Source organism: Kytococcus schroeteri (assembly GCF_002847825.1).
GTDB classification, from domain to species: Bacteria; Actinomycetota; Actinomycetes; order Actinomycetales; family Dermatophilaceae; genus Kytococcus; species Kytococcus schroeteri.
The window spans coordinates 75,285-96,814 of sequence record NZ_PKIZ01000001.1; the positions used below are offsets into that span (position 1 = coordinate 75,285).

Here is a 21,530-nt window from a genome sequence, read left to right on the forward strand (position 1 = left end):
TCAGGTGGCGGGGTCGGTCCGGCGGCCAGTCTGCCCCGGATCGGCCCACGCGTCCCATCCACCCACCAGGTGCCCCACCTCACCGCCGCGGGCACGCACCGCGTCGCGGGCCAGCCCGGAGCGCATCCCGCTGGCGCAGTGCAGCACCGCGCCGTGCACGGCGGCGTCGTGGTCGCCGCGCAGCACCTCCTCGAACGGCAGGAAGACCGCCCCGGGCAGGATGCCGACGGTGCGCTCGGCCGGGTCGCGCAGGTCCACCACCACCGGCGGGTGCTCGCCGGCCAGCGCGCGGCGCAGGGCCGCCGGGGTCCACGCGCCGTCCGGGCCGGCGTCCGTGGCGTCCTCGACCGCGTCGCCGCCCTCGGTCCCCGGAGTGGGCACCTCGCCGCGCGGCAGCGTGTAGGTGCTCACCGCCATCGTCCAGGCGTCCACGACGAGCAGGCGGCCCAGCAGTGGCTCGCCGCCCCCGACCAGCAGCTTCACCGCCTCGGCGGCCATGCACGAGGCGACGAGGCCGCACACGGGGCCGAGCACCCCGCCCCGCGCGCACGAGGGGGCGCCGCGCACCTCCTCGGCCGGCGGGTACAGGTCGCGATAGCGCCACCCGCGCCGGGCGTCGAAGGTGCTCACCTGGCCTGTGGTGCCGCTCACCGCGCCCCACACGTGCGGCACACCCAGCTCGGCGCAGGCGGCGTCCACCGCGTCGCGGGCGGCGAAGGAGTCCGAGCCGTCGAGCACGAGGTCGTGCCCGGCCAGCAGGGCGGTGGCGTTGTCCGGCGTCAGGCGCGTGGGCACGGTGCGCAGGGTGACGGTGCCGTTGAGGCGGGCCACCGCGTCGGCGGCGCTGTCGACCTTGGGGCGGCCCAGGTCGGCCTCGCCGTGGAGCACCTGGCGGTGCAGGTTGCCCAGGTCCACCACGTCGTCGTCCACCACCGTGATCTGCCCGATGCCGGCGCCGGCCAGGTAGAGCAGCGTGGGGGAGCCGAGCCCGCCGGCGCCCAAGACGGCCACGCGGGCGCTCGCCAGCCGGGCCTGGCCGGTGGCACCCACCTGGGGCAGGGCCAGCTGGCGCACGTAGCGGCGGCTCGTGGCGGCGTCCAGCGGCGCGGCTCGGTGGCCCGGCCCCGGGGCGGTGCTCACTGCTCGGGCTCCCAGTCCGCGCCGTCGCCCGCCCCGGGACCGCCGAACTGCGCCATGCCCTCCAGCGTGCTGCTGGCCAGCGCCCGCTCGCGGCGCGGGATGCGCCCGGCCCGCCGCGCCCACCAGCCGGCCCGCACGGCCTCGCGCAGGGCGGCGGCCATGGTCACCGGGTCGTGCGCGCGGTGCACCGCGGTGGCCAGCAGCACGGCGTCGCACCCCAGCTCCATGGCCAGGGCGGCGTCGCTCGCAGTGCCGATGCCGGCGTCCAGCACCACCGGAACCCCTGCCCGCGAGCAGATGAGCGCGATGTTGTGCGGGTTGAGCACGCCCAGCCCGGACCCGATGGGGGAGCCGCCGGGCATCACCGCGGCACAGCCCAGGTCCTCCAAGTGCGCGGCCAGCGCCGGGTCGTCGGAGGTGTACGCCCACACGGTGAACCCGTCGGCCACGAGCTGCTCGGCAGCCTCGGCGGTCTCCAGTGGGTCGGGCAGCAGCGTGTCGTGGTCCATGACCACCTCGAGCTTCACCCAGTCGGTGCCCAGCGCCTCCCGGCCCAGCCGGGCGGTGAGCACGGCCTCGTGGGCGGTCTGGCACCCGGCGGTGTTGGGCAGCACCCGCAGGCCCAGGTCGCGGACCACGCCGAGCAGGGACGGGCCGTCGGCCAGGTCGGCGCGGCGCAGGGCCACGGTGGTCACCTCGGTACCGCTGGCGCGCAGCGCGTCGGCCAGCAGAGTGTGGTGGGTGGCGCCCCCGGTGCCGGTGACGAGCCGGGAGGTCAGGCGCGTGCCGGCCACCTCCCAGCCCGGGTCCTCCAGCGGGGTGTGCGAGGGGATACCGGGCGGTGCGGTGGGAGCGGTCGTCGTCGGGGTGGGGCTCGGCTCGGTGCTCATCCGCCGGCCACCGGGGTGAGCAGCTCCACCTGGTCACCCTCGGCGAGCACCGTGAGGCCCCACGCACCGGCGGGCACCACCTGCTGGCCCACGGCCGCGGCCACCCCGGCGTGACCCGGGCCGAGCACCTCGGTGACCAGCTGCTCCAGGGTGGTGCCCGGCGGCACGGTGCGTTCGGTGCCGTTGAACCGGATGGTGGTGGGCGTGCTCACGAGGCCTCCTCGAGGGTGGGCGGGACGGACGGGGACGAACGGGCTGGTGGGGTCGGGGCGACGGACGGGGCCGACGTGCGCACCGCGGCGGCGGTGGCGGCGGCGGCCCGGTGGCACAGCAACACACCGTGCCGGCCGTGACCGGTGGAGAGCACCACCCGCACCGGGCCGTCGGAGCCGGGCAGCGTGTGCTCGCGCAGCAGCGGGCCCGGTGTGGCGAGGGTGGGCCGGTGGCCGCTGAGCGCCTCGGCCAGGTGCATCTCGCGGACGCCCGGGTAGAGCGCGGCGGCGTCACCGAGCAGGTCGAGCACCTCGCCGGCCGGCACGCGCTCGTCGGTGCCCCGCTCCACGCTCGTGGCCCCCACCACGAGCTCACCGTCGGTGCGGGGCACGAGGTACACCTCGCGGTCGTCCACGCGGCCCCGCAGCACGTGGCTGGGCACCGGCGCGGTGGGGGTGCCGTGCAGGCGCAGCACGGTGCCGGCCACGGCGCGTACGCCGGTGGGTGGCAGGGCACCGGGCAGCAGGGCGTCGGTGCGGTGCCCGGCGCAGACCACCACCACGCTGGCCCGCAGCGTGCAGCCGTCCGCGAGCACCACGGAGCCGTCGTCGGCCAGGCGTCCGGCGGCATCGACCAGCCGCACCCCGCGGGCGGCGCAGGAGGCCCGCAGCGCCGTCACGAGCCGCCGCGGGTCCACCTGGTGGTCGCCCTGCACGGCCACCCCGCCGGCCACTCGGCGCGAGAGCCCCGGCTCGGCGCGCCGCAGGGACCGGCGGTCCAGGGGCGCGGCCTCGAGACCGGCCGCCCGAGCGGCGTCGGCCAGGTGGGTGGTGCGGGCCAGGTCGTCGGCGCCCAGGGCCACGTGGAGGGTGCCGGCGGTGCGCAGGTCCAGACCGATGCCGGTCTCGGTCTCGAGCGCGGCGGCCTCACCGGGCCAGCGCCCCATCGCGTCGAGGGCGAGCGCGTGCACCTCCGGCTCGGTGGTGCGGAACTCGCTGGTGGGTGCCAGCATCCCGGCGGCACGGTGCGCGGCACGGAGGTGCTCCCCGGCATCGACGAGGACGACCCGGTGGTCGGCCGCCAGCAGGCGCGCGGTGGCCGCCCCCACCGGTCCGCCGCCGAGCACGACGACGTCCGCCGGCCCCTGGTGCTGCTGCTGGATGGCGCTGTGCACGCCGACCTCCCTCCGCCGGTACGACCCGGATCAGGTGCGACGGTCGGCGATGCCTCGCCCTCTCAGCCCGGCTCCAGGGCTCCCGTGGTTCGGCCAGCACCCTAACGCGGGCCCAGCAGCACCAGCACCTCGGCGTGGTCGGTGTTGGGGAACATGTCCACCAGCCGTGCGGACAACGGCTGCCAGTGCGGCATCGCCGCCAGGTCGGTGGCCAGCGTGACGGGGTTGCACGAGGAGTAGACGAGCGTGCCCGTGGGCGTGGCCGGGTCCGCGGCGGCCGAGAGGCCGTCGAGCAGCACCGGCAGGTCCGGCCCCAGGCCACGCCGCGGCGGGTTGACCACCACGGCCTGCGTGGCCCCGGCCGCGGCCACCACCGCCGCGGGGTCCGAGGCGTCGGCCACCACGAAGCGTGCCCCCGCCGCGCCCGGGACGCCCGCCAGGTCCCGCGCACCGCGGGTCGCGCCGCGCACCGCATCGGCCGACACCTCCACGCCCACCGCCTCGATGCCGGCGGCGGCCGCGTGCAGCGCGAACCCGCCCACGCCGCAGTACAGGTCGGTCACCGTGGCCGCACCACGGTCGGTGATCCAGTCGGTCACCTGCGCGTAGAGGGCCGCCGCGACGGCGGTGTTGGTCTGCAGGAAGGAATCCGGGCCCACGTGGAGCACCACCGGCCCCATCGGGACGGACAGCAGCGTCTCCTCGGTGAGTGGCACCTCCTGCGCACCGGAGAGGGTGGCCTTGTGCTCGGGGTGGATGTTGGCGCTCACCACCCGCAGCCGCGGCAGGTCGGCCAACAGGCCGGGCAGGTGCTCCCGGACCCGCTCCAACGGCCCGGTGGTGCGCAGCACCAGGCGCAGCATGAGCTCCCCGGTGGGGGAGGCGGTGAGCACCAGGTGCTTGAGCTCCCCGCGGCGGCGGGCCACGTCGTAGGGCGGCAGGGCAGCGCGGGTCACGAAGCGCGCGAGGCGGTCCAGCACGGTGGCCAGGGCCGCCTCGTGCAGGCCGCAGGTGCGCAGGTCCACCCCGCGTCCGTCCGCGTCGAGGATGCCCAGGGTGGGCGCACCCGCGGTGCCGCCCACCACCAGCTTGGCCTTGTTGCGGAAGCCCGCGGCGGCGCTCGGCAGCGGCTCCTGCCAGACGTGGTCGGGCACCAGGGGGCCCAGGCGCTCGCGGACGGCGGCATCCTTGGCGGCCAGCTGGTCGGCGTAGGGCGTGCCCATGAGCGTGCAGGAGCGGCACCGTCCGGCGGAGAAGTGGCCGCAGTGCAGGGGAGGGGTCGAGCGCAGGTCCACGCCCATCACCCGTACAGCACGGCGAAGCGGGCGAGCAGGCGGTGCGAGGCGGACACGTCCGTGGTGCGGGCCGCGGCCACGATGTCGGCCGCCTCCTCGGGGGCGAAGTAGCCGTGGTGGGCGTAGACGGCCACCCGGGCGGCCAGCCCCTCGGCGTCGAGCTCGGGGTGGAACTGGGTGGCGCGCACGTGTCGGCCCACGCGGACCAGCTGCACGGGGCAGGCCGCGGAGCCGGCCAGCACGGTCATCCCCGACGAGGGGGTGGCGACGGCCTCCTTGTGGCCCACCCACGCGCGGAACTGCCGCGGGACGCCCTCGAGCAGTGGGTCGTCGGCACCGGCCTCGGTGAGGGTGACGACCGGTGCGGCGAGCTGCTCCCCGTGCGTGGTGTCCACGGTGGCCTGCTGGTGGACGCCGAGCACGCCCATGCCGTAGCAGAGGCCCAGGGTGGGGAAGTCCGCCGCCACCACGGCGTCGAGCACCGCGGTCAGGTCGGCCTCCACCCGGCGTTGCACGGGGTCCTTGGACCCGGGCGGGTCGGAGACGGTGAACGGGCTGCCGCCGATGATCACGCCGGCCCACCGGCCGAGGTCCAGCCCCGGCATCGGCCCGGCTTCCAGGCGCCACTGCACGACGCGCTCCGGCGGGACCCCCATGTGGCGTGCCACCGCCTCGTGCTCCTGGTGGGCCAGGTCGTCCTCGGCGCGCGTGGACAGCAGGAGGAAGGGGAGCATCGCCCCATTGTGCGGCACACTGTGCACGCCCTCGAAAACCCGGTAGGAGACCCCCATGGCCAGCACCCTGAACACCCACTTCGTCGAGGGAGGGGACGAGCGCATCGTCTTCCTCCACGGCCTCATGGGACAGGGACGCAACTTCCGCACCGTCGCCGGCGACCTGCAGGACTACGCGAGCTCCCTGCTGGTCGACCTGCCCAACCACGGCGCCTCGGAGCACACCGAGGAGTTCGACTACCGGGAGATGGCCCGCGCGGTGGAGGCCACCGTCCGCGAGACCTGGCCCGAGGGGGCGGCCAACGTGGTGGGTCACTCGATGGGGGGCAAGGTGGCCATGGCCGTGGCGCTGCTCTTCCCGGAGATGGTGGACCGCCTGGTGGTGGTGGACATCTCCCCGGTGAACAGCGAGAACGCGAGCGAGTTCAGCCACCTGCTGGGCTCCCTGCAGGCCCTCGACCTGGATTCGATGGAGCGCCGCCAGGAGGTGGACGAGGCCCTGGCCGAGCAGGTGCCCGACTACACGACCCGCGCCTTCCTGCTGCAGAACCTCACCCGCACCGAGGGCGACCGCTGGAGCTGGAAGGCCAACCTGCCGATGCTGCTGGAGAACCTGCCGGTGGTCATGGGCTTCCCCGAGGAGCTGCGCGAGCGCCAGTTCGACGGGCCGGTGCTGTGGATCGCCGGTGGCGACTCCGACTACGTGCAGGAGGAGTACCGCCCGGCGATGGAGGAGCTCTTCCCCAAGGTGCGGCTGGTGACCGTGAAGGGCGCCGGGCACTGGGTGCACTCGGAGAAGCCGGAGGTCTTCCACCAGACGCTGCGCAACTTCCTGCTCGAGACGCTCACCTGAACCGGCGGCACCCGGCGCCGCGCGTGCCCCGGCCCCGCCCCCTGTCGCAGGGAGCGGGGCCGGGGCACGTCCGGGCCGGGCTACGGCGTCGGACCCGTCAGTCCAGCGTGGTGCGCAGCTCGTCCTCGCGGATGAAGCACAGCAGCACGGTGGCGATGAGGCCACAGGGCACCAGCCACAGGTAGATCGGCGTCAGCGCGTCGGAGTACGCACCCACGATGACCTCGCGGATCGGGCCCGGCAGGTGCTGGATGCGGTCGGGCGTCAGCGAGGACTCCGCACCACCGCCCTGGCCGGGCTTCATCGGCAGCCGCTCGGCCACCAGGTCGTGCAGGCGCTGGGTGAACAGCGAGCCCACGAGCGCCGACCCGAGGGTGGCGCCGATCTGGCGGAAGAAGTTGTTGGCGGCCGTCGCGGTGCCCACCTCGCGCAGCGGGAAGGCGTTCTGCACCACCAGCACGAGGATCTGCATCGACAGGCCCAGACCCACGCCCAGCACCGCGAGCGCGGCGCACACGTGCCACAGCGGGTCACCGACCTCCAGCAGGGAGAGCAGCCACAGACCCACCGAGATGATGGCCGAGCCGACGATGGGCAGCGTCTTGTAGCTGCCGGTGCGGCTCACGCGGTTGCCCGCCCAGACCGACGTGGCGAGCATGGCGCCCATCATCGGGATCATGAGCAGGCCGGCCACCGTGGCGGACTTGCCGTAGGCCATCTGCAGGTAGGTGGGCATGTAGCCCAGGGCGCCGAACATCGCGATGCCGATGAACAGGCCCGCCACCGTGGAGAGGGTGAAGTTGCGGTGGGCGAACAGGTGCATGGGCAGGATCGGCTCGGTGGCGCGGCGCTCCACGAGCACCAGCAGCACCCAGGCCACCATGGTGCCGGCGATCAGCCAGAGGATCTGCCAGGAGTCCCACGCGTAGGTGTGGCCGCCCCAGGTGACGGTGAGGATGAGGCCGGTGGTGGCCAGCGCGGCCACGACCATGCCGGCCCAGTCGATGGAGACCTTGGCGGGGGTGTGGGGCAGCTTGAGGAAGCTGACGGCGCCGAAGAGCGCGATGGCACCCAGCGGCAGGCTCATCCAGAACGCCCAGCGCCAGCCGGGGCCCTCGGTGAACCAGCCACCGAGCAGCGGGCCGGCCACCGAGGCCAGGGCGAAGACGCCACCCATGACGCCCATGTAGCGGCCGCGCTCACGCGGCGGCACCACGTCGGCGATGATCGCCTGCGAGAGGATCATCAGCCCGCCACCGCCGAGGCCCTGCACCACGCGGGACACGATGAGCCAGGGCATGTCCTGGGCCAGGGCGCCGATGACGGAGCCGGCCACGAAGGTGGTGATGGCCGCGATGAGCAGCGGCTTGCGGCCGATGAGGTCACCGAGCTTGCCGTAGACCGGCATCATGATGGTGCTGGCCAGGATGTAGGCGGTGATGACCCACTGCATCTGGTTCACGCCGTCGAGCTCGCCGACGATGGTGGGCAGCGCCGTGGAGAGCACGGTCTGGTTGAGGGCGGCCAGCAGCATCGCCAGGACCAGGGCCGCGAAGATCCAGCCGATGTGGCGCGAGTTCTCCTCGCGGCTGGCCGTGGCCCCGGGGGCCGGGCCGGTCGCTGGGTTCTCGGTGGGGGTCTTCTCGGCGGGGGGCGTGTAGCGGGTCGCTGTCACTCGGGGCTCCTGAGCAGGTGGTGGAACAGGTCGATGCTGCGGCGCACCGCGGCGGGAGTGAGGGCCTCGCCGGGCACGTGGTCGGGGTCGGTGGTGGCGTGACGCAGCACGGCGCCGGCGAGGCTGGCCCACATGCGCAGGGCGTGGGCCGGGCCGCCGGGTGCGTCGGCCAGGCGGGGGTCGTCGGCGAACCGGGACTCCAGGGCCTCGATGACGAGGTCCTCGGAGCGGGCCAGTGCCTGGAGGCGGAAGCGCCCCAGGGCGGGGTTGGTCTGGATCAGCTGCTTGCGCAGGGCCGGGGTGCCCTCCGGGGTGGAGGTGCGCATGGTGGCCAGCAGCAGCTCCGTGGCCTGGGCCACCGGGTCGCCGGAGGGGCCCATGCGCTCGAGCGCCTCGGTGGGGACGTGCGGCTCGGTGTAGCCGTAGACCGCCTCGTCCTTGGACGTGAAGTAGTTGAAGAAGGTGCGGGTGGAGACGCCGGCGGTGGCCGCGATGGCCTCCACGCTCGAGGCCGTGGCGTCGCCGGAGAGGGCGGCCTCGGCGGCGGCGCGGTGCAGGGCCGCCCAGGTCTCCCGGCGGCGCCGTTCGCGCAGCGAGGTGGGTCCCGCCGGATCGTTGGGAGGGGTGGAGGAGGGCATGGGTGCAATTCTTGCATGAGTGCAAGGTCTGCACGGGTGCAGGAATGTGAGTGATGCCTCACCAATGCGGTGGGTCAGTCACCTCCACCCCCACCGTCGCCGCCGCCGTCGCCACCACCGTCGCCGCCCCCACCGTCGGAGGAACCGCCGGCGTCACCCCATCCGCCGTCGGTCGAGCCGGACTCGACGAAGGCGTCCAGCCCGCCCCACCCGGCGACCGCGTCCCCGGCCCACGCCTCGTGCAGCCAGGAGGTGTCGCCCATCCATGCCGGGTCGTCGTGGTCGGACCCGTCCGTGGAGCCACCGGACACCACGCCGCCGTCCCCGCCGGCCTGCCGGGCGAGGCCGAGCTGTGCCTCCAGCTCGTCCGCCGCCCGGGCGTGGTGGCCGAGCACCACCGCCAGCGGCACGAGGGCGGCCGCCGCCGAGGCGGAGGCGGACCACCCGAGGGACATGCCCCCTCCTGCGCCGGGGTCGGACAGCGCCTCGTCGAGCGCCCGCAGGTGGCGCACCTGTTCCCGTCCGGCCGGCGTGAGGCGCGGGGCACCCCCGAGGCGGGAGATCAGCAGGAATCCTGCGAGCAGCACCAGCAGGCCGAAGAGGGGGACGGAGAAGGGCTCCGGCGCCAGGGACACGACCACGGCTGCCCCCAGCACGGTCAGGGGCGTGGCCAGGGGCCACCAGGTACGACGCAGCAGGCCCCGCTGGCGCAGGTCGCGACGTACCTGGCGTGTCACGCGCCGCAGCCGGCGCTGTGCCGAGCGGTCGGTGCCGGGCATGACCACGGCCTTCGGCGGGTCGCCGAACAGGGCGCGTACCACCGCGCCCGTGGTGGCCGGTACCGGGCGGATGAGGTCACGGGCGACGACCTCGTGCTGGCCAGAGGTGCCGCGCCGCACGTCCACCACGCCGCGCCGGGAGAGGTCCACCACCTCACCCACCACGCCCCGGCGGCCCCGGGGCAGCAGCAGTGCCGCCTCGAGGGGCGTGAGCGGTGGGGGCGGGGAGGCGAGGACCACGTGGGGCGGCACGGTGGCGTCGGGGCGGGTGGCGGCTCCGTCCCGGGAGCGCACGAGCCACTCCACCAGGACCACCACGAGCAGGGCGACGATCGTCGGGATCCAGTCCATCCCCCCGAGTGTGCAGGGTCAGGCACGCAGGGACGCACCCCGGGTCGGAGGTCCGGCGGCGTCGCCCACCGCCGCGGCGAGTCGCCCGGCCAGCTCCCGCACCGCCTCGGCCAGCTCGGGGCCCTCCAGCACGGTGAACGCGAACGGCAGGCGGGCCAGGTACTCCCCGGCGTACATGGCCGGGTTCTGGGTGGTGCCCCGGAGCAGGCAGCCTTGCGGGTGGTCGGTGAGCTCGCCCCACGAGCCGCCCACCCAGGGGGCCACCTCCTGGCGCGGGGCGTGGACCAGCACGGCCGTGGGGTACCGCCACCCGCGGCCCAGGTGCTCCTCGAGGGCGGCGACGGGGTCGATCTCGGCCGGCGGGGTGAACCGTTCGGTGGCCACCTGCGCCGCGGTCACGCGGTCGAGGCGGTAGGCGCGCACAGCGTCCACCCGCCGGGCGTGGCACAGCAGGTACCAGCGCCCGTGGCGGGCCACCACGGCGTGCGGTTCCACCACGTCGCGCAGCACCCGCCCGGACTCCGTGCGGTAGTCCAGCTCCACGCAGTGCGTGGTGGCCACGGCGCCCACGAGCAGGCTCACCACGGCCGGGTCCGGGCGGGCGGCCCGGCGGTCCGGGGTGGAGCCGGCCAGGTCGCGCACCGCGGTCGCCTCCTGGGACACGGCATCCGGCATGGCGCGCAGCAGCTTGGCCAGCGCCGCGCCCACCGGCTGGGTCTCGTCGCGGGCCTCGTGGCGGCCGTCGACCACGGCCATCACCAGGGAGAGCGCCTCGGTCTGGCTGAACACCACCGGCGGCAGGCGCACGCCGCATCCCAGCCGGTAGCCGCCGCCGGGGCCGCTCGTGGCGCCCACCGGCACGTCCGCCTCCCGCAGGGTGGCGATGGTGCGGCGCACGGCGCGTTCGCTGACCCCCAGGTGCTCGGCCAGCTCGGAGGCCGTGACGCCGGGTCGACGCTGCAGGAGGTCCAGGGCGCGCAGGGCCCGGACGGTGGGGGAGTCCGAGGCAGGGCCGGGATGGGTGGGGCGCGCTGAGGCATCGGGCACGGGACCACTCTCGCAGACTTCGCGGACGTGAACCGTCCGGGAAGGGCCCTAGCGTGGGGGCATGGACGAGCACGTCGACGGAGTCGACCTCAGCGGGGCCACCCTCCAGCACGTCCGGGTGGCCGGGGCCAGCATGACCAAGGTCGACGCCAGCGGCGCCGACATCCGCGGGCTGCTCATGGAGGGCGCCCGCATCCGCGGAGGGGCGATCGTGCACACCCGCATCGACTGCGACGTGTTCGACCTCGTCATCAACGGGGTGGACGTGGCGCCCCTCATCGACGCCGAGCTGAACCGCCGCGACCCGGACCGGGCCCTGCTGTTCGCCACTGACCCCGACGGCATCCGCGCCGCGTGGGCCCGGTTGGAGGAGCTGTGGGAAGGCACCATCGAGCGCGCCCGCACCCTGCCCGGGGACCAGCTGCACGCCAGCGTGGACGGCGAGTGGTCCTTCGTGCAGACGCTGCGCCACCTCAACTTCAAGAACGCGGCGTGGGCCCAGCGCGTGCTGCGCGGCGAGCCCGACCCCTACGCGCCGTTGGACCTGCCGTGGGACGAGGCGCCCGCCATCGAGGGGTTCACCCCGGTGCGTGACGCCCGCCCGGGCCTGGGCGAGGTGCTGGCCGAACGGTCCCAGCGCTGCGAGCAGGTGCGGGCGGCCCTGCGACCGCTCGACGATGCGGCGCTCGCCGGCACCGTCACGCGCGCCGAGCCCGGGTGGCCGCAGGTGGAGGACCTGCCGGTGGCCGAGGCGGTGCACGTGCTGCTCATGGAGGAGTACGAGCACCGGCTGTTCGCCGAGCGTGACCTCGACGCCCTCACCGGCGTCTCGACCTCTGCCGACCCCACCACCCCACCGACCTCCCAGGAGCCCTGACATGACCGCACCCACCCCGTCCACGGACGTCCCCGACCCCGCCGAGGCGCCCACCGGCACCACCGTGCTGCTGCTCGGCGGGCTGTGGCTCGACGAGCACGCGTGGGACGCCCTGCTCCTGCTGCTCGAGGCGGCGGACCTGCGCGCCCAGGTGGTAGCACTGCCGGGGGCCAGCACCACCGCGCCCGACCCCGAGGGCGTCACCCTCGACGACCAGCTGGGGGCCGTCCTGGCCACCATCGACGCCACGAGCCCCGACGGGCCGGTGGTGGTGGTCGGGCACTCGGCCGCGTGCACGCTGGCGTGGATGGCGGCCGACCGCCGCCCGGGCGCCGTGCGGCGCGTGGTGCTCGTGGGCGGCGTCCCCAGCACCGGCGGGGAGCAGTACGCCGCCTTCTTCCCCATCGAGGACGGGGTGATGGCGCACCCTGGGTGGGAGCCCTTCGCCGGCCCGGACTCCGACGACCTGGACGAGGCCGCCAAGGCCGACCTCCTGGACCGCGCCATCCCAGTGCCGCAGGGCGTGGCCGAGGCCGTGGTGGAGTACACCGACGAGGCGCGCTTCGACGTGCCCATCACCCTGGTGTGCCCCGAGTTCACCCCCGAGCAGGTGCGCCAGTGGCAGGCCGCCGACCCGATGCCCGAGCTCGCCGGGGCGCAGGTGGACTTCATCGACATCGACACCGGGCACTGGCCCATGGTCTCTGCGCCGCAGGTGCTGGGCGACGCCCTCGTGGAGGCCGTCCGCCGCTGAGCGCCGCCACACGCACGCAGCGGCCCCTCGACCACTCGGTCGAGGGGCCGCTGCGCCCAGGGGGACCGCTTGGCCTCAGGCCGTGGCCGGCGCTGCGTCGGTGACCTGGCTGGCGGCGTCGTCGCCCTCGGTGGGCACTGCGCCCTCCTGGTCCGGGCGACGCACCAGGAGCGTGAGCGCCAGGGCCACCACGAAGATCCCGGCCCCGGCCGCCATCGCCAGGGAGACGCCGCCGGCGAGGGACTCGGCAGGGCCGTGCCCGTCGGCCGCCAGCTGCCCGGCGCGGTGGCTCATGAGGGCAATGGCCAGGGCGGTGCCGGTGGCCGCGGCCACCTGCTGGAAGGTGCCCAGGATGGCCGAGCCGTGGGAGTACAGGTCCATCGGCAGCGCGCCCAGGCCGGCGGAGAACAGCGGCGTGAACAGCAGGGCCAGGCCGAAGCTGATGGCCGGGTGCACCAGGAGGAAGGCCCACCACGGGGCGTCGAGGGCCGCCCAGGTGCCCACCGAGAGGGCCACGAGCACCAGCAGGGCGCCGGGCACCACCAGCGGGCGGGGCCCCAGCCGGTCGTACCAGCGGCCGATGCGGGGAGCCAGGAGGCCCATCATCAGGCCACCGGGCATCATCACCAGGCCGGCCTGCAGGACGCTCAGGCCGCGCGCGTCCTGCAGCCACAGGGGCAGCAGGATCATGGAGCCCATCATCGCCATCATGGCGGCACACATGATGCCCATGGACAGGGCGAAGTTGCGGTGGGTCAGCGCGCGCAGGTCCAGCAGCGGGGCGCCCCCGGAGCGGGCCAGGGAGAGCTGGCGCCACACGAGCAGGGCCACGCCGGCCGCGCCCACGGCCACCGCGAGCACCGGGGAGACCACCGGCTCGGCGGCGCCGGGGCCGGAGTGGCCGCCGAAGGAGCTCAGGCCGTAGACCAGGGCACCGAAACCGACCGCGGCCAGGGGGAGGCTGAGCAGGTCGAGTGGGCCGGCGGCCCCGGCGTGGTTGCGCGGCAGCAGGCGCAGGCCCACCAGCAGCATGCCCACGGCCAGCGGCAGAACGAGCAGGAAGAGCCAGCGCCAGGAGGCGAACTGCAGCACCAGGCCGGAGGTGGTGGGGCCCAGGGCGGGCGCCACGGAGATGGCCAGGGAGACGTTGCCCATGGTGCGGCCGCGGTCCTCCACGGGCACCAGGGTCATGACGGTGGTCATGAGCAGCGGCATCATGATGGCGGTGCCGACGGCCTGGACGATGCGGCCCACCAGGAGCAGGGCGAAGCCCGGCGCGACGGCGCACAGCAGCGTGCCCAGGGCGAACGCGCCCATGGCGGTGGCGAAGGCGGCACGGCGGTCCAGGCGGTGCAGGAACCAGCCGGTGGTGGGGATGACCACGGCCATGGTGAGCATGAACGCCGTCGACAGCCACTGGGCGGCCTGCGCCGAGACGTGCAGCGAGTCCATGAGCTGGGGGACGGCGTTGACCATGATGGTCTCGTTGAGGATCACCACGAAGGTGGCGACGGTGAGGACGCGCAGGATGGGCGTGGGGTCGACCTCGAGGTCGGCGGGGGAGTCGACCGTGGTCGACGGCGTGCTGCGGGTCTCGGGCATGCGGCAGGGGCTCCTCGGAGGAGTGGAGGGGATGGGGGAGGGGTGCGCCAGCCTAGGGCTGGGGGAGAGGCGACAACACCGATTTTGCTGAGACATTCCCGACACGCGGGGCCGGCCCGGGGGAGCGTGGGTAGGGTTCGCCGGGTGGGAGACGTCTTCGCGGGCCGGTACGAGCTGGTGGACCCTCTGGGTGAGGGTGGCACGGGTGTGGTGTGGCGGGTCTGGGACCACCGGGCCCACCGCTACTGCGCGGCCAAGGTGCTGCGCCAGGTGGACGCCTCCTCCCTGGTGCGCTTCGTGCGCGAGCAGGGCGTGCGCGTGCAGCACTCCCACCTGCTGGTGCCCTACGGCTGGGCGGGGGACGACGAGCGCGTGATGCTGGTCATGCCGGTGGTGGACGGCGGTTCGGCCGCCACGCTCCTGGCGGAGCACGGACCGCTGCCGGCGCCCTGGGTGGCCACCCTCACCGACCAGCTGCTGCAGGGGCTGGGGCAGCTGCACGACGAGGGCATGGTGCACCGGGACGTGAAGCCGGCCAACCTGCTGCTGGACGCCACCGGCACCGGGGTGCCGAGGGCCCGCCTGGCGGACTTCGGCCTGACGATGAGCGTGGACGCCCCGCGCCTGACCACGGGCCCCTACGTGCACGGAACGCTGGGCTACATGGCCCCGGAGTCGTTGGCGCACGGCTGGGACCCGAGCCCGGCGGCCGACCTCTACGGCGTGGGGATGACGGCGCGCGAGCTGCTCACCGGGCAGCGCCCGCAGGGTCGGGACCACGACGCGGTGGCCGGCGAGCTGGCGCGCGCCGGGGTGCCCGACGGGTTGGCGCGGGTGCTCGAGGAGCTCGTGGAGCTGGACCCGGCGGACCGGCCGCGCAGCGCGCAGGCGGCCATGGCCTCGCTGCGTGCCACCGGCCTGGTGGCCACCACTGCCGAGCAGCTGGGGGGCGGCGTCGCGCTGCACGACCGGCTGCCGGCGCTGCCGGCAGGGTGGACCCCGCAGGGGCCGGCCCAGGACCGGGGCCAGGTGCCGGCGGGGCCGCCACAGCACGCGACGGGCCTGCCGCCGGCCGGAGCGGCCCGCACCACCATGTACGACGTGCCCCAGACCGGGCCGGTGGACCGGTTCGCCACGGGGCAGGAGCCGTCGCGCGGTCCGCTCGTGGAGGCCCCTGTCGGTGGGACCCAGACGCCCGACGCCCCGGGGCCGCGCCGCGTGGTGGGTCGGGCGGCACCGGTGGAGCCGGCCGCCTCCCGGGTCTGGAACCACGAGGAGACCCCGTCCTCCCCGGTGGTGCCGCCGGCGGTCGCCTGGGCCCTGGTGCTCGCCGGCCTGCTGGTGCTGCTCGTGGTGCTCGTGGCCGCGCTGGGCTGAGTGCCCCTCAGCCGCGGGCGCGGTTGGCCACCAGGGCCAGGGCGCCGGCCAGGAGCATCAGGCCACCGAGGGCGCCTCCACCCCACAGGACCGGCTTCGACGGGCCGCCGTCGGAGGAGCCGGCCGAGGCCGCCCGCTCGTCGCCGCCGGTCGCCGCGGAGGACGTGCTGCCGCCGGAGTCCTCCCCGCCGGTCGGCGCCGCGTTGCCTTGGTCACCCTCACCGCGTCCGGCCCCGGGCTCGATGACGCGGTCACGCTCCTCGGAGGGAGCGCTGCCCTCGGCGTAGCGGGGGGCGTCGACGGCATCGCCGAGTACCGCCACGGTGAGGGTGAACGGCACCTTGCGGTACTCCTCACCGGACTCGTCGGCCGTCACCACCACGTACTGGTCACCGGGGAGGGTCGGCCCCTGCCCGTCGCGGTTGTTCCACGCCACCGGCAGCGAGGCCGTCTCGGCCACCGCCTCGTCGTGGTCCCAGAAGCTTGCCCGGGCGTCCTTGGCGCCGCTGGCCTCGGTGTCCAACTCGCGTCGGTCGGCACCCACCAGGGTCACGGTGACGGCGCCGGACTCGAGGCCCTCGGACTCCGCGTTCACCGACACGCGGGCCTGCACCCGCTGGCCCCACTCGGCGGGGACCTTGTAGAGGCGCGCCTCGCCGGCCACCACGGACCCGCGCACGGAGTGCTCCGGCGACACCTCGGGGGCCTCGGCCAGGGAGAGGCCTCCCTGGGTGTCCTGCACCTCGGCGCTGGCCTTCATGTCCGTCCAGTCGACCGACTCCTGGGGCTTCGGCAGGCCGGCGGTGGTGGGCACCGCCGGCTCCTCGGCCACGTGCAGCTCGAACGGCCGCTCCTGGGGCTCCTTGGTGGTGTTGGTGACCGCCACGACCACCTGGTCGGAGTTCTCGCAGACCGGGTCCTCGTCGTCGCCGGCGTTGCCCACCACGAGACCGAGCGTCCAGCCGGTGTCCGTCCCGCACTCCTGGCCGAGGGCGTCCAGCACGCGGACCTCCAGGCCCTCGGCCTCGTAGGTGGTGGTGCCCACGCGCAGGATGCCGTCCTGGGTGCTGCGACGGACCCGGTAGAAGGACGTGTCGCCGTCGGCCGGGGCGGAGTCGGTGAAGGTGCCGGCGCTCAGCAGCGGGGCCGTGAACAGGTCCCCACCGCCCTGGACCGCCGTGCCCTTGGTCTGCAGGGGCTCGGGCTCGCGCTCGGCGGCCGGGGAGGAGGCGGCCCCCGCGGACGGGCCCTGCAGCAGGGCCAGCACGATGCCGGCGACGGCGGGGCGGGCGAGGGGGTGCATGCGTCCTCCGTGCGGGGTCGAGGGGCGGCCCACGGCTCACGGCGCGGGCGGGGACCGGCGGACCTGTCCGGGGGTCGAGGGTACCTGCGGACCGGTCAGGCGCCGCGGCGGTCCGCGGGCCACCGGGCCCCGTCCGACGACTCGTCGGCCGGGTTGCCGTGGCGGAAGACCACGAACCGCATGGCCAGGTACATGTAGACCGCCTCGCACAGGCCGGCGGCCATCCGGGCGACGGCGAACGGCACACCCAGCGTGGTCAGCCCCGTGTTCACGCCGAGGATGAAGGCCAGGTAGTTGACCGACACCACGAGCACGTAGCGCAGCGACTGGCGGCCGGCGTGCCCCTCGCTCTCGAAGTTGAAGTGCCGGTTCACCACGAAGGCCGTGGCCAGGGCGGTCACGTACGCGATGGTGGTGGCCACCGGGTAGGGCAGGCCCACCGGCTTGTGCAGCAGCCACAGCAGCGCGAGGTCCAGAGCGAAGGTGCAGAGGTTCAGCATCGCGAACCCGACCGCCGTGGGCGGCACGTGGCGGCGCAGGCCCGAGGGGATGAGCCGCCAGAGGCCGTCGCGCAGGCGCAGGAAGGCCGCCACGCCCGTCGGGCGCGGCTCGTGGGCGGTGGGGTGCTCGGGGGTCACGGGCTCAGCCACCGACCACCTCGCCGGTGACGGGGTCCACCACGCCCACGAGCTGCTCGGTGGGCACCGGGCGCACGAGCTCGGGGCCGTTGGTGGCCACCCGGCTCACGCCGCTGCCCACCGGCCATGCCTGGAAACGGCCCTCCGGCTGGTGGGAGAGCAGCTCCAGGACGTGGTCGTCCTCGGTGGCGGCCGGGTCGAGCCAGGCGGCCCAGTCCTCGGGCTCCACCACCACCGGCTGCCGGTCGTGGATGCGGTCCAGCCCCGGCTCGGCGTCACGGGTGAGGATGGTGAAGCTCACCACCCAGTCGTGAGCCTGGCCCCCGGTGCCCAGCCGGTGGAACTCGTACAGCCCGGCGAAGGCCAGCGGCGCCTCGTCCACGCGGGACATGAAGAACGGTTGCTTGCGGGGCTTGCCCGCGGTCGTGCGGGCCACGGGGGAGGCCTGCCACTCGTACCAGCCGTCCGCAGGCACCAGGCAGCGCCGCGTGCGCGCCGGGCCCGCGAAGGTGCGCTTCTCGAACAGCGTCCCGCTGCGGGCGTTGATCATGCGGTTGCCCATGGTCAGGTCCTTGGCCCACGGCGGCACGAGACCCCAGGAGAGCAGGCGCAGCTGGCGCTCGGCGGGGGCGTCCTCCTCGCCTCGGGGCGTGCGGGTGAGGACCACCGGCACCTGCTTGGTGGGCGCCACGTTGAAGTCCGGGGTGCCGGGGGCCGGCTCCTGGGGACGCTTCATCACCGGCGCGCCGGGCTCGTCGGTCGCGTCGCGCTCGACCTCGAACTCCTCCACCAGGGCGTCCGGGGAGGCGCTGGCTGCGTAGCGTCCACACATGGGACCCGAGCCTACGGTGCCGGGGCGGGGCGACGGGCTACGCCGAGCGGGCTCAACGGGCGGCCCCGGTGACCTCCACCACGCCGCGGGCACCGCGCTCGGCATCGGACATGACGTGGCTGACCAGCGGGTAGTGGCCCGCCTCGGGGAAGGTGAGCTCCACGAAGCCGCCCTCGGCCGGCTGCAGGGCCATCACCTGGGCGCCGGTCCCGCGGGCCCGTGGGCCCACCCGGTAGGCGCCCTCGGACCAGACGGTGTCGAACTGCCCACCCACCACGTGGAAGGAGCTCGCTCGGTTGGGCCCCGCATCGAGCACCCACAGGCGCACGCGCTCACCGACCCGGGCGGTCAGCGGGTGCTGCAGGTACTGGTCGGCGATGCCGTTGAAGGTGACGAACGGCGCCTCCCCGGCGGCGATCGCCTCGGGGTCCACCGGCCCGTCGTCCGAGGCGGGGTAGGCCTCGGACTGCACGAGCACGTACTCGCGGTCCACCTCCGGCAGGCCCTCGCGCGGCTCGACGACCACCGCCCCGTGCATGCCGGCGGCGATGTGCGAGCTCATCGGCGCCGTGGAGCAGTGGTACATCCAGATGCCCGATCGCTCGGCGGTGAAGCGGTAGGTGAGGCGCTCGCCGGGTTGGATGGTGCGCATCGGGCGGTCCGGGGCCAGGGCGCCGGCGTGGAAGTCGATGGAGTGCCCCATCGAGCCGTCGTTGACGAGCGTGACCACGAAGGTGTCCCCGACCCGGCCGTGGAGGGTGGGTCCGGGGGCGCGGTCGTTGAAGGTCCACCGGTGCTGCGTGACGCCGGGGGCCACCTCGAGCTCCAGCTCGCTGGCGCGCAGGGTCACGTGGTGCTCGGTGCCGCGTCCCCGGGCGGGCAGGCGCGGGTCCACCGGGTGCTCCACGGTGGCGTCCGGGTCGGCGCGCAGGGGAGTGGTGGAGGCCGGGGAGTCCGTTCCGTGGCCGGCGTGCTCCCCGGGGTCGTGCCCGGCCTGCCCGTCGGCCGTGTCCGCGGCCTCGCCAGCGCCGCCCTCGACGACGAGGTCGAGCACCATGCCGGCCTGCCGGTGGCCCACGATGGTGCACCACCCCTGGGTGTCGGCGCCGACGACGCCGAGGTCCAGCGTGGCGCGCTCCCCGGGGCCCAGGCGCGGGGTCTGCTGCCCGGCGATGGCGAGGTCGTGCACCTGGGTGTCGGCGTTCACCACGTCGAGGACGACGCGGTCGCCGGCGGGCACGGTGACGGTTCCGGGGTCGAAGCGCATGTCGGCGGCGCGCACCTCCACCCGGGTGGTGTGCCCGGTGGGGGCCACCGCTGCCTGACCGGAGGGGGAGGGGGCGGTGGCCGGGCCGAGGGAGGCCCCCAGCGCGGTCACCAGGGCCAGGGCGGAGAGGGCCGCGGCGACCTGCCCGGCCGACCAGATGGACGGCATGCGGTCCAGACCGGCGGGTGCCGTGCGTTCCCCTGCGTCGGGGGAGCCGGTCTCGTCGACGGCCCGCACCGCGCCTGCCTGCCGGGCCGCCAGCTGCTCCCGACGCGCCCGCCCGGCGGCGGCGACGGCGCGGACCATCAGCGGGACGAACGATGCCAGCGACACCAGCACCAGCACGGAGGCGGCCACCCGCACGAGGCTGGGCACCGGCAGCAGGCACACGAGCAGGCCGGCGTTGGTGGTCACCAGTCGGGCGGCACCCCACCGGTCGAACCACGCCGCGGCGGCACGCACCACCGGCTTGCCGCCCCCGATGACCACCGGCATGAGGTGGCTCAGGGCGCCGGTGAGCAGCTGGGCGGCGAAACCCACCACGACCACGGCGGTGGTGCGGTCGAAGGTGGTGCCCACCCGCGTCCAGTCCTGCGCGGTCAGCAGGGCGGTCAGCACCATCGCGATGCCGGCGGCCCACCACAGCAGGGCTGCACCCACGGACATGGCGGCGAACTCGCGCGGAAGCCCCCGGCGCACCGGCGAGAGCACCCCCGCGGCCCACCAGAGGAGGCCCGCGGCGTAGAGCGCCACCCCGGCGGCGGCGACGGGCTGCCACCCGCCGAGCGCGCCGGTCAGCACCACCACGAGCCCACCGACCAGCACCGGCAGGGCGTGCCGGGTGTGCGCCTCGGCCCGCGTCCCGATGCGGGTGCGCAGCATGGTCGGCCAGAGCGTCAGCAGGGTGCCGGTCACGGTGAGACCCACCCAACCCAGGAGGTTCACCATCGTGTGGGCCAGGAGCAGGCGGCCGTGCCACTCGGCGCCCACCCCGCGGGCCAGCGTGGCCCCCAGGGCCGCGCCCACCGGCAGGCACAGCGCCGCGGCCACGTAGTAGCGCACGGTGACGGCGAAGCGGCCGGGCAGGGCAGCCCGCAGGCGGCGCACCAGCTGGCGGGCGTGCTCCAGCACGGCGGTGCCCACCAGCACGGCGCCGGCCACCGTGAGCAGCCACCACCCGGTGGGCACGCCCACCAGGACCAGGCAGGTGCCGGCCAGCAGCATCCACAGGCGGCGAGACTGCGTGGCGCGGTCGTCCACGTCCGGGGCGGACCTCAGCAGGGCGTTGGCGAAGTGGGTGCTCCACACCATGATCGAGTGCGACAGGGCGCCCAGCAGCACCAGGTGCACCATGAGCCAGCGCGAGGCCGGCACGAAGGGGTGCACCAGCGAGAGCAGCACCGCGAGCGCCAGCCACACCACGCCGGGCCGGTCGCGCAGGAGCCAGCGGCCGCCGCGGCGCCGGCCCCGGGCCGGGGCCGGCGCGGCGCCGGGGGCGGCGGCGTCGACGCGTCGGTCGGCGGGGCGTCCGGGCCCGGTGCTCGACGCCATCAGCCGAGGGCGGTCGGGGCCGGCGGGGTGAGCTCGTCGACCTCGTCCCACTCCGGGCCGCCCAGGGCGATCGCGGCGGCGGGGAAGAGCCCGTTGTTCTCGCGGTCCATGTGGTTGCGCAGCTGGCGGACGAAGGCGTCGACACCCGCCAGGTCCCCCGTGCGGATGCGCGCCAGCTGGGCGTCCAGCGCGTCGTGCTCGGCGCACAGGTCGTCCACGTGGTCGGCGATGTGCTCCTCGCGCCGCAGCATCGTGAACAGGCCCAGCTCCTCGGCGTGGGTGTGGGGCTCGAGCAGCTCCGCGATGCGCTCGGCGGCCTCCTGCGCGGCGGGCAGGTCGCCGGCGTCGGCCGCGCGGTGCAGCGGGCCGGTGAGGTCGGTCAGCCGGCCGTGCTCGGCCATGAACCGGCCGATGACGTGGATGGACTCACACCCGCAGTAGGTGCACATGCTGACCCCTCGCCGCGCCCGTGGGCGCTCCTCGTGGACGACGATGCGGCATCGGCCCGGCCGACGACCGTGGGCGACGCGGTGAAACGAC

Annotated in this window: 20 protein-coding genes and 1 riboswitch; of the genes, 4 read left to right on the plus strand and 16 right to left on the minus strand. The window is 75.3% G+C overall.

The genetic code is table 11. From position 1 onward, the window contains the following. The 6 genes from CYJ76_RS00365 to CYJ76_RS00390 all read right to left on the minus strand — a co-directional run bounded on the left by CYJ76_RS00365 (window position 1) and on the right by CYJ76_RS00390 (window position 5,446). Entirely contained in the window at window positions 1–1,140 is a 1,140-nt protein-coding gene (locus CYJ76_RS00365; RefSeq protein WP_202820440.1) for a HesA/MoeB/ThiF family protein, read from the minus strand. Next, the gene (locus tag CYJ76_RS00370) at window positions 1,137–2,030 is read right to left on the minus strand and encodes a thiazole synthase (RefSeq protein ID WP_101848909.1); all 894 of its coding nucleotides are present in this window, start codon (window positions 2,028–2,030) and stop codon (window positions 1,137–1,139) included. The genes CYJ76_RS00365 and CYJ76_RS00370 overlap by 4 nt, the downstream gene beginning before the upstream one ends. Next, complete coding sequence (thiS, locus tag CYJ76_RS00375; RefSeq protein ID WP_070706105.1) at window positions 2,027–2,242, minus strand: sulfur carrier protein ThiS; 216 nt, start codon at window positions 2,240–2,242, stop codon at window positions 2,027–2,029. Before thiS ends, CYJ76_RS00370 begins: the two co-directional genes overlap by 4 nt. After that, window positions 2,239–3,417, minus strand: coding sequence for an FAD-dependent oxidoreductase (locus CYJ76_RS00380; protein ID WP_101848910.1), 1,179 nt, complete (start codon window positions 3,415–3,417; stop codon window positions 2,239–2,241). The genes thiS and CYJ76_RS00380 overlap by 4 nt, the downstream gene beginning before the upstream one ends. Before the next feature lie 4 nt (window positions 3,418–3,421). Continuing rightward, a riboswitch (TPP riboswitch) is annotated at window positions 3,422–3,506 on the minus strand. Between the two features lie 12 nt (window positions 3,507–3,518). Further along, entirely contained in the window at window positions 3,519–4,718 is a 1,200-nt protein-coding gene (locus CYJ76_RS00385; protein WP_414467266.1) for a methyltransferase domain-containing protein, read from the minus strand. Continuing rightward, a complete protein-coding gene (locus CYJ76_RS00390) occupies window positions 4,718–5,446 on the minus strand; it encodes a glutamine amidotransferase (RefSeq protein WP_101848911.1) in 729 nt (242 codons plus the stop codon). Before CYJ76_RS00390 ends, CYJ76_RS00385 begins: the two co-directional genes overlap by 1 nt. Before the next feature lie 55 nt (window positions 5,447–5,501). Here CYJ76_RS00390 and CYJ76_RS00395 point away from each other — a divergent pair, with 55 nt between their 5' ends. After that, entirely contained in the window at window positions 5,502–6,299 is a 798-nt protein-coding gene (locus tag CYJ76_RS00395) for an alpha/beta fold hydrolase (RefSeq protein WP_101848912.1), read from the plus strand. Window positions 6,300–6,396: 97 nt separating this feature from the next. Here the strand turns inward: CYJ76_RS00395 and CYJ76_RS00400 are convergent, their stop codons facing one another. The 4 genes from CYJ76_RS00400 to CYJ76_RS00415 all read right to left on the minus strand — a co-directional run bounded on the left by CYJ76_RS00400 (window position 6,397) and on the right by CYJ76_RS00415 (window position 10,789). After that, window positions 6,397–7,974, minus strand: a complete 1,578-nt coding sequence (locus CYJ76_RS00400; RefSeq protein ID WP_101848913.1) for an MDR family MFS transporter — start codon at window positions 7,972–7,974, stop codon at window positions 6,397–6,399. Continuing rightward, complete coding sequence (locus CYJ76_RS00405; RefSeq protein WP_101848914.1) at window positions 7,971–8,612, minus strand: TetR/AcrR family transcriptional regulator; 642 nt, start codon at window positions 8,610–8,612, stop codon at window positions 7,971–7,973. Before CYJ76_RS00405 ends, CYJ76_RS00400 begins: the two co-directional genes overlap by 4 nt. 74 nt (window positions 8,613–8,686) lie before the next feature. Further along, window positions 8,687–9,742, minus strand: coding sequence for a DUF2207 domain-containing protein (locus CYJ76_RS13035; RefSeq protein WP_070705991.1), 1,056 nt, complete (start codon window positions 9,740–9,742; stop codon window positions 8,687–8,689). 18 nt (window positions 9,743–9,760) lie between these two features. Beyond that, entirely contained in the window at window positions 9,761–10,789 is a 1,029-nt protein-coding gene (locus CYJ76_RS00415) for a helix-turn-helix transcriptional regulator (RefSeq protein WP_101848915.1), read from the minus strand. Window positions 10,790–10,850: 61 nt separating this feature from the next. Between CYJ76_RS00415 and CYJ76_RS00420 the strand changes: the two genes are divergently transcribed. After that, window positions 10,851–11,666, plus strand: coding sequence for a DinB family protein (locus CYJ76_RS00420; protein WP_070705995.1), 816 nt, complete (start codon window positions 10,851–10,853; stop codon window positions 11,664–11,666). Between the two features lies 1 nt (window position 11,667). After that, window positions 11,668–12,420 (plus strand): alpha/beta fold hydrolase, encoded by a 753-nt coding sequence (locus CYJ76_RS00425; RefSeq protein WP_101848916.1) that lies wholly within the window; start codon window positions 11,668–11,670, stop codon window positions 12,418–12,420. Window positions 12,421–12,495: 75 nt separating this feature from the next. On the opposite strand, the gene CYJ76_RS00430 is transcribed toward CYJ76_RS00425, so the two are convergent. Continuing rightward, the gene (locus CYJ76_RS00430; protein WP_070703342.1) at window positions 12,496–14,022 is read right to left on the minus strand and encodes an MDR family MFS transporter; all 1,527 of its coding nucleotides are present in this window, start codon (window positions 14,020–14,022) and stop codon (window positions 12,496–12,498) included. Window positions 14,023–14,166: 144 nt separating this feature from the next. Here CYJ76_RS00430 and CYJ76_RS00435 point away from each other — a divergent pair, with 144 nt between their 5' ends. Continuing rightward, entirely contained in the window at window positions 14,167–15,399 is a 1,233-nt protein-coding gene (locus CYJ76_RS00435) for a serine/threonine-protein kinase (protein WP_180802155.1), read from the plus strand. A gap of 7 nt (window positions 15,400–15,406) precedes the next feature. Here the strand turns inward: CYJ76_RS00435 and CYJ76_RS00440 are convergent, their stop codons facing one another. From CYJ76_RS00440 to CYJ76_RS00460, 5 genes are all read right to left on the minus strand, one after another. After that, window positions 15,407–16,702, minus strand: a complete 1,296-nt coding sequence (locus CYJ76_RS00440) for a hypothetical protein (protein ID WP_101848918.1) — start codon at window positions 16,700–16,702, stop codon at window positions 15,407–15,409. Window positions 16,703–16,797: 95 nt separating this feature from the next. Next, on the minus strand, window positions 16,798–17,352 hold the full coding sequence (locus tag CYJ76_RS00445) for a GtrA family protein (RefSeq protein ID WP_101848919.1): 555 nt from the start codon (window positions 17,350–17,352) through the stop codon (window positions 16,798–16,800). Continuing rightward, on the minus strand, window positions 17,345–18,172 hold the full coding sequence (locus CYJ76_RS00450; protein WP_101848920.1) for an SOS response-associated peptidase: 828 nt from the start codon (window positions 18,170–18,172) through the stop codon (window positions 17,345–17,347). Before CYJ76_RS00450 ends, CYJ76_RS00445 begins: the two co-directional genes overlap by 8 nt. Before the next feature lie 52 nt (window positions 18,173–18,224). After that, window positions 18,225–20,990, minus strand: a complete 2,766-nt coding sequence (locus CYJ76_RS00455) for a multicopper oxidase domain-containing protein (protein WP_101848921.1) — start codon at window positions 20,988–20,990, stop codon at window positions 18,225–18,227. Further along, complete coding sequence (locus tag CYJ76_RS00460) at window positions 20,990–21,439, minus strand: hemerythrin domain-containing protein (protein ID WP_101848922.1); 450 nt, start codon at window positions 21,437–21,439, stop codon at window positions 20,990–20,992. Before CYJ76_RS00460 ends, CYJ76_RS00455 begins: the two co-directional genes overlap by 1 nt. Between the last annotated feature and the right edge of the window lie 91 nt (window positions 21,440–21,530).